General features: G+C 38.4%; 11 protein-coding genes and 1 pseudogene. 1 reads left to right on the top strand and 11 read right to left on the bottom strand.

Annotated features, from left to right (window positions below):
• Positions 1 to 743 precede the first annotated feature (743 nt).
• The 9 genes and pseudogenes from N9I19_RS08435 to nirB all read right to left on the bottom strand — a co-directional run bounded on the left by N9I19_RS08435 (position 744) and on the right by nirB (position 9,819).
• Entirely contained in the window at positions 744 to 1,337 is a 594-nt protein-coding gene (locus tag N9I19_RS08435; protein ID WP_317777502.1) for a YdeI/OmpD-associated family protein, read from the bottom strand.
• A gap of 81 nt (positions 1,338 to 1,418) precedes the next feature.
• Positions 1,419 to 1,811 (bottom strand): SRPBCC family protein, encoded by a 393-nt coding sequence (locus N9I19_RS08430; RefSeq protein WP_284472065.1) that lies wholly within the window; start codon positions 1,809 to 1,811, stop codon positions 1,419 to 1,421.
• A gap of 93 nt (positions 1,812 to 1,904) precedes the next feature.
• Positions 1,905 to 2,222 (bottom strand): annotated as a pseudogene (locus tag N9I19_RS08425) (ArsR/SmtB family transcription factor); the annotation flags it as partial.
• A gap of 781 nt (positions 2,223 to 3,003) precedes the next feature.
• Complete coding sequence (locus N9I19_RS08420; RefSeq protein ID WP_317777501.1) at positions 3,004 to 3,465, bottom strand: hypothetical protein; 462 nt, start codon at positions 3,463 to 3,465, stop codon at positions 3,004 to 3,006.
• 305 nt (positions 3,466 to 3,770) lie between these two features.
• Positions 3,771 to 4,091 carry a hypothetical protein gene (locus tag N9I19_RS08415; protein ID WP_317777500.1) on the bottom strand — a complete coding sequence of 107 codons (321 nt, stop codon included), beginning with the start codon at positions 4,089 to 4,091 and terminating at the stop codon, positions 3,771 to 3,773.
• A 475-nt stretch (positions 4,092 to 4,566) separates the two neighbouring features.
• On the bottom strand, positions 4,567 to 4,992 hold the full coding sequence (locus tag N9I19_RS08410; protein ID WP_317777499.1) for an OsmC family protein: 426 nt from the start codon (positions 4,990 to 4,992) through the stop codon (positions 4,567 to 4,569).
• A gap of 246 nt (positions 4,993 to 5,238) precedes the next feature.
• Complete coding sequence (locus tag N9I19_RS08405; protein ID WP_317777497.1) at positions 5,239 to 6,855, bottom strand: family 14 glycosylhydrolase; 1,617 nt, start codon at positions 6,853 to 6,855, stop codon at positions 5,239 to 5,241.
• A 214-nt stretch (positions 6,856 to 7,069) separates the two neighbouring features.
• Positions 7,070 to 7,387, bottom strand: a complete 318-nt coding sequence (gene nirD, locus N9I19_RS08400) for a nitrite reductase small subunit NirD (protein WP_098372390.1) — start codon at positions 7,385 to 7,387, stop codon at positions 7,070 to 7,072.
• Between the two features lie 17 nt (positions 7,388 to 7,404).
• Positions 7,405 to 9,819, bottom strand: a complete 2,415-nt coding sequence (gene nirB, locus N9I19_RS08395; protein WP_317777496.1) for a nitrite reductase large subunit NirB — start codon at positions 9,817 to 9,819, stop codon at positions 7,405 to 7,407.
• Between the two features lie 195 nt (positions 9,820 to 10,014).
• Here nirB and N9I19_RS08390 point away from each other — a divergent pair, with 195 nt between their 5' ends.
• The gene (locus N9I19_RS08390) at positions 10,015 to 10,350 is read left to right on the top strand and encodes a MerR family transcriptional regulator (RefSeq protein WP_309476950.1); all 336 of its coding nucleotides are present in this window, start codon (positions 10,015 to 10,017) and stop codon (positions 10,348 to 10,350) included.
• A gap of 181 nt (positions 10,351 to 10,531) precedes the next feature.
• Here N9I19_RS08390 and cobA read toward each other — a convergent pair whose 3' ends face one another.
• Both cobA and nasC read right to left on the bottom strand, forming a co-directional pair.
• Positions 10,532 to 11,302: a uroporphyrinogen-III C-methyltransferase gene (gene cobA / locus N9I19_RS08385; protein WP_317777495.1), complete on the bottom strand. Its 771-nt coding sequence runs from the start codon at positions 11,300 to 11,302 to the stop codon at positions 10,532 to 10,534.
• Between the two features lie 119 nt (positions 11,303 to 11,421).
• Positions 11,422 to 13,572, bottom strand: coding sequence for an assimilatory nitrate reductase catalytic subunit NasC (gene nasC, locus N9I19_RS08380; RefSeq protein WP_317777493.1), 2,151 nt, complete (start codon positions 13,570 to 13,572; stop codon positions 11,422 to 11,424).
• Between the last annotated feature and the right edge of the window lie 59 nt (positions 13,573 to 13,631).

Genomic DNA, 13,631 nt, shown 5'->3' with positions numbered 1-13,631 from the left:
ATCCAGATAATTTCAAAAAATCCGCTCCCTTTCCGCCGACTGTCTGCCAAGCCTCATCAAAGCAAGCGTCTGTGGGGTCTCTTCTAGCCAGTTATTCGGCAGGAGTGTCGCAAATTTCTTCATTCTAATGAGGGTTTCATCTTAAAAACATCAAGGATAACCAAGTTTTCTTTAAAATCATGGTTTGTAATTAGACCCTTCGGAGCATCCAGACATTGACAAAATTATGTTAAAGTATTTTCAATTTAAAGACTTATTAACATTTGCCGTAATGCTCCAAGATGATAAGCCAAGTGGGCAATGATCACATTTACATTTGTCAGCCATTCTCCTAAATAGAAATTTCAGAATTAAAAGCCCAATTTCTCAGTATTAAAATTGAGAAATTGGGCTTTTTTGTTACTCCATATAAGCGCCCTATAATGGAATAACACATTATTTTTATTAGGTGGTTTTGTTGAAGGTCATTTCTTAAACCTTATTCAAGATAAGCACCCGTTAGTTCAAGAAAAGCGTACTTTTCAGCAAAAGCCAAAGGACACACTTTTGTGCGCAGTATTTTTCTTTTGTTAGGTGGAATGTGTAAAACTGTTACACGGTAGTTTGCTTTCACTCTACGGATCACTTTTTGTTTTTTCCCTTATTTGATTGAGTGGTTACCTGCGAACCAAAAAGGAGTTCGAATTAACGCAAAGTAAGTTAATATCTTAGGACTTGATTAATTTATTTTCTCATCGAATATACTAATCCTTTAATCCCTTTCCATCGAGAATTTGCTGCATATATTTTTCAACCCTTGATACTCGAGTTTTGGATTGTTTGGGTTGTGAAAAATAAAGAATGTATGCTCTTTGCCGTCCCAGGGTCAATGCTTCAAAAGCAGTTTTCAAGGCAGGGATTTCATCGAATTTATTTTGAAGTTCTTCAGGAATTATGAATTCTGTATTACTTTTAAAATTCACTTCCAAACCGGCTTTTTCAACTTCAATGGCTTCATGAATATAGGCTTTCAAGATGGTTTCCATTGCAACTATTTCTTGAACATTGGTGAACCGAATCTGGCGCGCCCCCTGTACATTCTCCGTTTGTTGGATTAGAATTCCATGGGTATCCTTTAACAAGGCACCTTTGTGAAACAAAAGCGCACAATATTCTTTAAATCCATGTATTAAAACTATGTTTTTTTTCTCAAACGTGTAACAAGGATGCATCCATTTAAATTCTTCGGTCAGCTCACAGTCAAGAACGATATTCCTCAACATCTCATATTCTTCCTGCCACTTTTTAGCTTTACTTAAAATTTCATCAACCTTAGGATTCATTCTACTATTTGTCATCACGGAACACTTCTCTTTCCGAGCAGTTTGCTTTTTCCTATACGTTAGCTAAATACTAAAAACAGGTTCAGAGGTTCGGTCTTACATTGCCTCTAACAATTTTTTTAGTTGTTCGCCCATTTTCGCCCAACCATATTTCGCACCATTGAACGCTTGATCTTCTTTTTCGAATCCTGTTTGTTCAAGATTTAAATAGGTTGTTCCATCCTCGTGCTTTAATGTCCATGTGACTGTAGTGTTTATTCCACCACCTACCCAAGTGTAAGATAACTTATAAGGCTCCTCCACTTCAAGAACTTCGGAATCGATAATTAAATTCCACTGTTCATTCCGAAACTGAAATTTATGTCCGACGACAGGTTTTAAATCATTAGCCATTACCCATTTAGCAAGCGTATTTGCATCCGTTAAGGCGAGCCATACCTTCTCGATTGGGCTCTTAAAATTAAAATCTTGTGATACTGTTAAACTCATTTTTTGTTCCTCCTCCAATATTTGGTTTAAAAGTAATATTCTTTCACTCCAGAATTTTTTGTAAAACGATACCCAATCCTCAATTTCTCTCAATGGGGCAGCATTCAGCCGATAACGCGTTTCCCTGCCGACCTTTCTGCTGATCACGAGACCAGCCTCTTTAAGGATTGCCAAATGCTTTGAAACCGCAGTACGACCCATTTCAAAATGAACGGTTAACTCATTGAGTGGCAATTCTTCCACGTCCGCCAACAAACGTAGCAATTTGCGTCTTGTTGGATCAGCGATGCCTACATAAATATCACGCTCTTGATTTTTCTCGTTCAAAATCACCCCCCCTTTAATTGGACACCATTTGGTGTCTTCATTATATGACACCAAATGGTGTCCTGTCAATTTTATTATTGCCATCACGGTATTCGTTTTATTCTCCTATCATCAAGTCTATAGGTTCCTTCTTTATTATTTGTTCAATAGATTAAGCTTCAAACTTATTAAATCCTTTTACAACTAAATTTCCCTGTTAGTTAAATTAACTTTTTGACACAAATGACCAATATTGTTGGTTGCTTTTTTCGAAAATTGGATATGCCCGTGTTTCAGCAAATTCAGAACGGCAGCTAAAAAACTTCGTGATCTTGGAATTGAAGAACGATATATCTTCATTGATAAGCCAAAGTGGAAAAGATTTTAACCAGCCTCTATATCAAGAGATGCTCTTGATCATTCACGATTTGATAGTAGGAAATCTAGAGGTATGGGTAATGCTGGAAAATTAATAGAGGCCCAATTATAAAAATTCTGCTTTCATATGTGGCTGAGCAAGAACGTAGAAAAAATAAGCAAACGATAGGCTGAAGGAATTGAAGTGGAAAAGAATAACGGCGTGAGATTTTGGACGACGTAAGTTGAAATTAATAATGACTTCATTCAAGTATATGATAATGGAATCAACGATTAGATTTTACAAACCCTAAAAAAGTTCCAGTTTGTTTTCAGGAATCCGCTCCCTTTCCTCCGACTGGCTGCCAAGCCTCATCAAAGCAAGCGACTGTGGGTTACGAAAGGTACGAGACTCGTGCGGGAAAAACGAGAACCCCGCCCACAGGCGCAAAGAGCGCCGCGGGCGGACCGTCCGCGGCAAGCGAATGCCTGAAGAGGAAATCATTTTACAAACCCTCAATATCTTAAATTATTTTTTTATTTCAAGGCTTTTTAACATTTGCCTTAACGCTCCAAGATGATAAGCCGAGTGGGCAATGGTCGCGTTTACATTTGTCAGCCATTTTACTAAATCGATTGTTTCGATTTCAGCGAAAAGAGTTACATATTCTTTTTGTAATCCCTCCCTGATTTCCGCCCATTTCACCTCATCAACATGAGTAATGGTCCAACTTGCGTCCCAATCTTTTTCAAAGTCTGTGCCACTGATCATTGTTCGGATCACCCATAAATAATACCGTATGTGGTCAGAATGAGCAGCAATGGTTGATCCGTTTATGGACCGTGAAGCGTCTTCTGCTGTTAAACCATCGAGTGTCCCGAAAACCCCTGTATTCGGTTTTGAATCAGTATAATAGCTTCCTTCATTTCCAGGTCCCTCAAACGTTTCTTTCAAAAGCGTTTTTATCGAACTTGCCAACGTCTCGCTCATTTCAATTCCTCCCAAATGTTTTAATCGACTTCATTACTTTATAATACACTAAGAAAAATCAATAATCGTTTATTTTTTGTTAAATTAATCCAAAAAAATCGGGAGTTTAAAGAATTACTCGATCACCTGGCATAAGGTAAGGGTTTTCTTAACTTTCGAGTACAGTTAACAACCTTATATGGTATTGACGCTGCTCTTAACGTGAAAAAAATAAAAACACCTTAAAAAGACCATTCCTTAAATAAACAGGAACGGCCTTAATTATTTATTTGAAAATATGATTCAGTCTGAAATGTTAAAAGTTTTTAATAGCTTTTCAAACGCTCCTCCAGAGACACAATTCTAAACTTTAACTCTTGATTCGTGTCTAAGCCTCCTATTACAATTTGATTATCTTCCGTAATGGTGACATATCTGAAGGTTTCATCACCCTGGATCTTTATTTTTGTCTCCAATGTCGTTTCCATTTTTGCAAAAACTTGATCTGTGTATTTTAGCGGAAGTAGATCATCTAATCCCTCATCGGGGCTACCAAGCCACTTAAACATGAAATCCTTCAATGAATATTGTTCAATCATCGATAAATGATCTTTAAAAATTAATTTGTCAATTGTTATCTCTTTCAACTTAACCACTCCTCAATTGTATATAAAGTTTATATGGATAAACTCCTAACATCAAGGGCATTCCAATGACAAACGATTACATTTTGATTACTTGCTGACTAAATAAACCCATCCATACCAATAAACGGTACAAGACAATGGCAGGTGAGCTTTTTTGAAATACAAATTAGGAATGAATTTGTTCACTTGTGTAGATATTTAATGGCCTGGAGAAATACGCCTTTCATAAATATTCAGAGGAAATACTTCCTGCGGTTTTCAAGCGGGGCACAAATTTTAGATGACTTTATGCAACATTTTATTTATATTTTTTGACCTCTTTACGAAAATCTGGAACCAAGATTCATTCTGTTAATCAGGATGTTCATTCCAGCCTCAAAAACAGCCCCCATTTCTTTAAGGAAATGAAGGCTGTTTTTCTTAAATGATAAATGTAAAAACAACTTTCTTGTAAATGATAGCCCTTAAATTAACATTATAATTCTTGGTTTCCTTTAGCGCCATTTATCGAATAGCTCATTTTTATGTTGGCATTTAATGAGTGATATACTGAACAGTACGTATTTTTCGATAGTTGAATCGCACGGACCACTTTATCTTCAGGCAGATCACCCTCCAATAAATAGTGGATATGAAAATCGGTAAACCGCTTAGGGTGGTTTTCTGATCGTTCCCCTTCTATCTCTATTTGAAAGGCCTTTGTTTCAAATCGCATTTTTTTTAAAATCATTACAATATCAATACCTGTGCACCCGGCAAGAGAATGCAAAAGTAACTCTGTGGGTCTTGCTCCACTATTTTTTCCTCCTACGTCTTCGGCAGCATCCATCTTTATTTCATGTCCCGACGGAGTTGTGCCAGAAAAGGCCATTTCCCCTGTCCATGCAATCCTTGACTTCATTTAATTCAATTCCTCCCTTTCTTGATGTTTTTTTCTAAATAGGCCACATGTCTATTTAATGTAAGTACAGGTCATTTAAGTCTTAAAATAATATTTCCCCAATATCGCGGTCAGTACGTATATTAAAAGTACTTGGCTTCAGGATTGTATTTTGACCTTAATTTGTGATGAACTTTCAATAATATTATTTCCAAAAGACTTGCTCAGTTAATCATACTGATTTAACCTATAGCCCTATATATCCATCTACCATGAAGTTTTATAGTTTCCTTTTCCATTTAATGGTGTTTTATAATTATTATTTTCCCCTTTTTGCCAAATAATATTGCCATTTTCATCTTTCATGACGAACTTGAATTCATAGAGTCGATCTGCTGCTAAACGGAATGTTCCACTCCAGCTCCCTTCTGTGTTTTGCGTGAGTTTATATTCGTAATCTTCAACATTCCATCTGCCGATTTCCCCTCTACCCCCTATTAAGTAAACTCCCTGTGTGACAGGTACATTTTCAACTGTGAATGTAACTGGAATCGACTTGCCTTCCAATTTATCCTTCATCATCCTGAGCTCATTTGTGGGATTTCCTTCATCGTCGAATAAATAGGACATCCTCAGCAAGGTAAATCCCTCAAAACCATGGTTAAAAACCATTTCTGCTATATTGTCAAATCCCCATTCATTATTGATCAGCGGGAGTGCGTTTTCTCCGTTTAAAGAAATTCCTTTTTCATTAGCTAAAGAGGCAATATGTGTCACCAACGTTTTAGGAGCGCTATATGATGGTGCAGTATGTGCGTCTTGGTCTCCCATTTCCAAACAGGTGAACGTGAGGGCCATATTCGATTTCTTAAATTGATTCAATAATTGGGAGTAGTTATAGTACCCGGCACTATACTCTGCTGAATGCGGTAGTACTGGATCATTCATTTTCCAATGGACTCCTGAGATTTTAGCTCCAATTGGCACGCCAAAGACTTTATCAAAATGTTTATGGGCAAATTTAGAGATTTTTGCAAGATGTTTTTCGAGTGCTCCTTGATACCATTGCATAAAGTCGTATCCAAATTGTGTATCGATTGCTCCGCCCTTGGTGAAAAATTCATCCCCGTTTCCAGGTGGCTGAATCTCATTCCAGTTTTTATATGTTTCACCCCAGGCAGCATTTAATTTTTTTATCGTTGAATATTTTTCTCTCAAGGTAAGTCTGAAATCCCGTTTCGCTCCTTCTGTATAAACTTGAAGCTGTCCCCTTTCAGGATAATCCCAGCCATCAGCATTTTGATAGGAGGGATATCTTAGTTCCCCAGCTGGTCCTGCACTTAGATATATTTTAGCTATTAGGTCCTTCTTATCAGCAAAGTTCTCTGCAAAGGATTTATACAATTCGTTGTACTGTTCTGCTGTACCTTCCCACCAAGGAGCAAGTACTTCCTTATTCCAGAAACCACTTTCACTCTTGAATGCCATGTTATCTAGAGTGTCCTTATTCCAGAGCCAACTCGGGATGGGATAGTTACAATCATCCCCCACATTACCGCCGCATTGATGTGTAGACAGAATGGGCACCCATTTTAAACCGGATGCTTCCACTGTTTCCGCATATTTTTTATAATAGGACCAATCAAACTGATTATCTTTTTTACTCTCGACTAACCCCCACCAGATATCTGTCGTTATTGCATATACTCCATTTTCCTTCAACTGAGTTAACTGTGCTTCAAATGCCTCCCAATCTGTTATTTCACCCAATGGGGCCATTACATAAAGCTTGTAATCTGGTTTTACTTCTGCTAATCCAGGTGAAGTACTTAAAGGAACAAAATACAGCATAAAGGTAAAAACGCCAACAGATAATTTGTTCATAAAAACGCCAACCTTTCCCCTATTTATTCATAAAAATCCCTGGTTGAGATCGCTTACATCCATCGTTAAATAAAGTCACTCCTTTACTAGAAATTATATTTGTTTTGGTAATATTTATCAATTTAATTCGTCGGGGGAATATGTTCATAGCTCCTCAAAGAAAAAATGGATAGTCCCATAAGAGACTATCCAGAGCAGCGGGTTATCTACATTTTTATAAAACGATATAAACATTACCATCTTCTATTTCTACATTGAATGTCTTTACGCAACCATTATCAGGTTTTTGGACTTCTCCATTCTTGACACTGATTTTCCAGTCATGCATCGGGCAAAAGACGTGATCACCACTCACAATGCCTTCCACCAGAACACCACCTTTATGTGGGCAACGATTTTCAATAGCTCGGAATTCACCATTTGCTAAATGAAAAAGAGCAATTTCATGAGAGCCTATGGTTACTGTTTTCCCTAGGTTTTTTGGCATCTCATTTACTGTTGAAACCTTTATTTTTTGAAGAGTCTTCCCCATGTAAGCTTCCCCCATATTCATTTATTTGATATAGCTGGAATTTTCACTTTTTGAAATAAACCGGTTTGGATCGCATTGCTCTCAATGATTTCTTTCCACGGTTCTTGCAATACCGAAATGGCCTCATCTAAACGTTGATTAAGCTCAATCCTTTTTTGCTTATCACCAATAATCGTCTTAATGGTATCGAACCCTACACGCTCAACCCAGACAGACGTTCTTTCTAAATAATTGGCAGTCTCCCGATAATGTTGGAGGTATGCACCTGCGATTTCAATTACCTCATCACTTGTTTTCACTTTGCACAATAATTCAGCAGCTCTTAAATGGGTTCCGCCGTTGCCGCCAATATAAATTTCCCATGCACCGTCCACGCCGACAACACCAAAGTCTTTGATACCGGATTCAGCACAATTACGAGGACATGCCGACACGGCCATCTTAACCTTATGCGGTGTGCCTACACGTTCAAATTTCTTCTCCAGGGCAATGCCAAGCCCAATTGAATCTTGGGTGCCAAAGCGGCAAAAGTTTTCCCCTACGCATGTTTTCACAGTTCGAAGGGTTTTTCCATAAGCATATCCGGAAGGCATATCCAGGTCGGCCCATACACTTGGAAGGTCTTCTTTTTCAACGCCGAACATATCAATTCTTTGCCCGCCTGTAACCTTAAGTAACTTAACATTATACTTATCGGCAACATTTGCTATTTTCCGTAATTGATCGGGATTAGTGACGCCCCCATACATTCTTGGCACAACAGAAAATGTACCATCCTTTTGAATATTTGCATGTAGTCTTTCATTGACATAGCGGGATTCTTTTTCGTCCTCATATTCAACAGGATGAATCATGCCTAAGTAATAGTTCAGTGCCGGTTTACACTTCGAGCATCCATCACTTGTATTCCAGCCGAGAACATTCATGACTTCTCGAGTATGGGTTAGGTTTTTTTCGCGTATTTCAGCAACAACTTCATCTCTGGATAAAGTGGTGCACGTGCATATGGATTCCTTCTGGTTTGACTCACTGAAATCAGCGCCCAATGTCAGCTCGAGAATATCACCGACTAACGGCTTACATCCCCCGCAGGATCTCGAAGCATTTGTGCAGCCTTTTACTTCCTCAATACTTGTTAACCCTTGAGTTTCAATAGCCGTCACAATATCACCCTTCGTTACACCATTACAACCACAGACGATTTCTTCATGTGACATCGAAGTGGCAAGACTGCTGGGAGCTCCACTCGTTCCAACTTTTAGATATTCGGAAACGTCGGCATTTTTATTGATCATGCTCAATAGGTTATTGCTTTCCTTTGTATCCCCGAATAATACCGCACCAGAAATTTTCCCATTTCGAATCATTACTTTTTTGTAAGTACCATTCCATTCATTAAATTCTTTGATTGATTTAGCTTGGTCATCCTCGAAAATTTCCCCAGCCGAAAATACATCAACACCAGATACTTTTAACTTAGTAGACAGCACTGAACCCTCGTAAGCTTTGCCTTCCAGCCCGCAAATCTTTTTGGCTAATACTTTGCCTTGTTCATAAAGGGGAGCGACCAAACCATACACCACCTCACGGTGTTCCGCACATTCACCGACCGAATAAATATTCGGGATTCCTGTCTTCATATAATCGTCCACGATAATTCCACGATTGACAGGGAGGCCGCAATCATTGGCCAATTGAACATTGGGCTTAATCCCAACTGCCATGACCACTAAATCGGCGCTGATCTCCTCCCCATCACTAAAGCGTAATCCTTTAACATCAAACTCACCTAAAACCTCCTGTGTTTGTTTCCCAAGATAAAATTTCATTCCCTGGCTTTCAAGTTCCCTTTGCAGCATTTTTCCTGCTGTTGGGTCCAACTGCCTATCCATCAAATATTCCGAAAGGTGAATAACATCTACCTGCATACCTAGATTTAAAAGCCCCCTGGCCGCTTCAAGACCCAGTAATCCTCCGCCAATGACTGCTGCCTTTTTATAGCTTTTTGAATATTCAATCATTTTTTCGCAATCTTCAATATTTCGAAAGGCTGTCACTCCTTTTTTATCAGCACCTTTTATCGGTAGAATGAAAGGGATTGACCCGGTAGCTAAAATTAATTGATCATATTCGACTGCTCGATTTGTGTCTGAGTATATGATTTGCTTTGCGGAGTCGATGTTCGTGACCGTTTCACCTGAAAAAAGTGTAATATTATTCTCTTTGTACCAGTTCCAATCATTTATTGTAATATCATCAATCGTCGTAGCCCCTTGCAATACATTCGATAATTGGATTCGATCATAATTCGGATGTGGCTCACTTCCGAAGACAGTCATCTCAAACCTTTCTGGTTGAATTTTCAAAATTTCTTCTATACATCTTACTCCAGCCATACCATTCCCAATGAGTGCCAATTTTTGCTTAGCCATGTTTTGTCCTCCAATAAGATTTTTTTGAAAGGAATATGTGTTTGATTATAGGTGAGGTCACTATTTATAACAACAAGTGTGTTATATAATCTTACATGATTTTTGAAAATCAATAATTAATGTTAGTTTTTATTACAAATATTCAGAAAATTAGGATATAATATCCTTATTGATCTAGCTTAAACCCAAAATGAGGTGATTTTCATCGTCCAGCAAAAAGAATCTTATATTGACAGAAAAGTAATTTCCATCGGAGTGGTCAGAGAATTAACCGGACTATCAGATAGACAAATTCGGTATTATGAAGAAAGAAAACTCGTTTTCCCCGAAAGGTCTAAGGGTGGTAACCGTAAATACTCTTTTTCCGACGTCAAGGCACTAGTGGAAATCGCTGATAAAATAGAGGATGGAGTGCAAACCAATGAAATTAGACAGGAAAAATTAAAAGAGAACAGAAAAATTGAACAGGAAAAAATGCGAAAAAAAATGCTGCAGGGCCAATTAAATGCTCACTTTGGCCTACGTAATTGATTTTCGCTAAAATCCGGAACTATTAATTCAATGTCCATATTTCAGTCTTCGATAATATTTTCATCTTGCACTTTTAAAATAACTGTTAACATTGTTAAACTGGACATGATGACTATCATGTCCAGTTTTCCATTTTCACATTTTCATTACAATAAAGTTTTCTAACTTAATCATTCCTCTTCTAAGCGAACTCCTTATCTTTTGTCTTCTCTGAAAACCATGATAATTTCTCAGATAAATTCACCACTTCTCCTATTAAAATCATGGCGGGATTGGCAACCTGCTCTCTTGTAACAATCGCCACTATTGAATCGATTGTTCCTGTAAAAGTTCGTTGAAAACCTGTCGTTCCTTGTTCAATGACAGCAACAGCAGTTTCAGCCTTCTTTCCGCAGGAACGTAGTTGTTTACAGATATATGGCAGGTTTTTAATACCCATATAAATAGCAATGGTATCAACACCATGTGCCAAATGATGCCAGTTGATGTTATCGGGCTTGCCGGTCACGCCGTGTCCTGTGACAATTGCGAAGGAACTCCCCCATTCCCTGTGAGTCACGGGAATTCCAGCATAAGCTGGCGCAGCGATTCCGGATGTGATTCCAGGAACAATATCAAACTGAATTCCGTGCTTAACCAGCACTTCTGCTTCCTCGCCCCCTCGTCCAAAGATGAAAGGATCTCCCCCTTTTAGACGAACGATCGTTTTTCCTTCTATTGATTTACTAATTAACAATTGATGAATGTCCTCTTGAGAGACACAATGTTTACCAGGTGCTTTACCGCAATAAATGTATTCAGCTTCAGGTTTACCATATAAAAGCAATTCACGATTAACCAATCGATCATACAAGATGACATCCGCTTCCGCTAGGCATTTGGTTGCCTTGACAGTAATTAAGTCCGGATCACCTGGTCCAGCACCAACAATATAGACCCTACCTTTTTTCATCCTTTTTCCCCTTTTGTTGTTAGTCATGTAAAATCCATTTGATATGGAATGCTATGTGGTTAGGCTTAACCCTTATTGAACCTAAAAAAAGTTATGATGAAAGGGAGGAAAACCTCCCTTTAATTAGACGTTATCTCTACTATAGGATGTACTTTTACAGCACTGACTTTAAAGCCAGGCATTTTGCATGTGGGATCTAATTCCTGTGAAACGAGTCGATTGACATTTTGTGATTCTGCCCAATGAAAAGGAACGAATATAGTATCATGGCGAATGGTTGCTGACCATTTGCTTCTTACAACAATACTTCCGCGCCTTGATTCAGTTTTCACCAAAGTATTGTCTGGAATATGATATTTCTTGGCTGTTTCCGGATGTATTTCCATATATGATTCAAAATTTCTGGCGGATAATGATGAGCTTTTTCTCGTCTGTACTCCTGTTAAATAATGTGACATGATTCTTCCTGTTGTTAAATAAAGTGGGAAATCCGTACATGGCTGTTCTTTTGGAACAAGAGGCACATTATTAACCACAACCATGGCTGCCTTTCCATCCGGGTGGGCAAAAGACGTTTCGAATAACCTTTTTGTTCCTTTATGGTCAATGGTTGGACATGGCCACAAAATGCCTCCTTCTTTTCTTAATCGATCATATGTTATACCATAATAATCAGCGGTTCCCCCGCGGCTTGCCACTCTTAATTCTTCGAAAATCTCATTTGCAGATTGAAAGGGAAAATACTCCCCTTTTCCCAGAGCTTTTGCTATATCACAAATGATTTGCCAATCATGCTTCACTTCCCCAGGCGATGAAAAACTTGCTTCCCGCAACGTTATCCGTCCTTCTAAATTTGTCATCGTTCCTTCATCCTCTAAATAAGACGAAGTAGGTAAAATCAAATCAGCCATTCTAGCAGTTTCAGAAATGAACATATCCACTGCGACAAGAAACTTTAATTTTCCCAAAGCCTTTTTGACAAAGTTAGCATTGGGATTTGAAACAATTGGATTGGAACACATTAAAAACATGCCGGTAATTTCACCTTCATTTATCTTCTCTATCATTTCGTATGCTGAGACACCTTTACGTGGCAAATAAGCCTCATCGATTCCCCATATTCTTGCAATATGTAATCTGTGTTCCTCATTTTCAATCATGCGATATCCCGGGAGCTGGTCTGCCTTTTGGCCATGCTCTCTTGCTCCCTGCCCATTCCCCTGTCCAGTAATAGCTCCATAGCCCGAATTCATTTTTCCGATTTTCCCTGTAACAATAAGAATATTAAGAAAATTACGAACGGCGGCTGAACCATCAGTTTGCTGCTCAATGCCCCTTGCTGTAAAAATCATTCCTGATTTTTCTTTCCCGAACATTACAGCCGCTTTTTGAATTTGGTCGCTAGGAACCCCTGTCATTTCAGCAATTTCCTCTAACTGTAAAGATGTAACATACTCTTTAACTTCGTTATAGCCATTTGCACGTTCCCGGATAAATGCTTCATCAATAAAATCCTCTTCAATGATTACTTTCAATAAACCGTTTGCCAAGGCGGCATCCATCCCTGGTTTTACTTTTAGATGTAAGTCGGCCATTTTCGTTGTTGTTGTTTCTCGTGGATCTACAGCAATGATATATGCACCATTTTGTTTCGCTTTCTCAAAGTATGGCATGATTGTCGGCTGACATTCAGCAATATTCGTGCCTGCCAAGATAATGCACTTTGTGAACGGAACCTCTGATAAGCTGTTGGTTAGGCCTCTGTCCAGACCAAACGTTTGGTTTGCTGCCGAAGCAGCTGCAGACATGCACAAACGGCCATTATAATCTATATACTTTGTTTTTAATGCTACTCTGGCAAATTTGCCAAGCAAATATGCTTCTTCATTTGAAATGGATGCACTCCCATAAACAGATAATGCATTTACACCATCTTCTGCTTGAATCTTAGTGAAATTCTCCTTAATGTGGTTTAATGCTTCCTCCCATGTTATTCGAACAAATTCACCATTTTTTTTAAATAAAGGGTATTTAATTCGATCTTTATGTAGAGCATGTTGGTGTGCATTCATTCCTTTAATACATAAACGCCCCTCTGAGGTTGGATTATCTTTTCCAATCGTCATATACTTTTTTCTTGTCACTATTTTTTGTTCCAACAGCTGCATCTTACATTGCATGCTGCAAAATGGACATTGTGTATCATAGCGTTTCTCTGATTGGACCTCTTGTTGCTTCGTTCGGAAATACTTTAATAATAATTCGGTCAAGGCTCCTCACCCTTTACTCATGGATTTCTATAGATAACAATCAACCGTTAGTTTTAGAC

This window comes from Peribacillus sp. CSMR9, assembly GCF_033141925.1.
GTDB classification, from domain to species: domain Bacteria; phylum Bacillota; class Bacilli; order Bacillales; family DSM-1321; genus Peribacillus; species Peribacillus simplex_A.
Note: the sequence above shows the minus strand (reverse complement) of the source record. Positions and strands in the feature narration are given on the sequence as shown.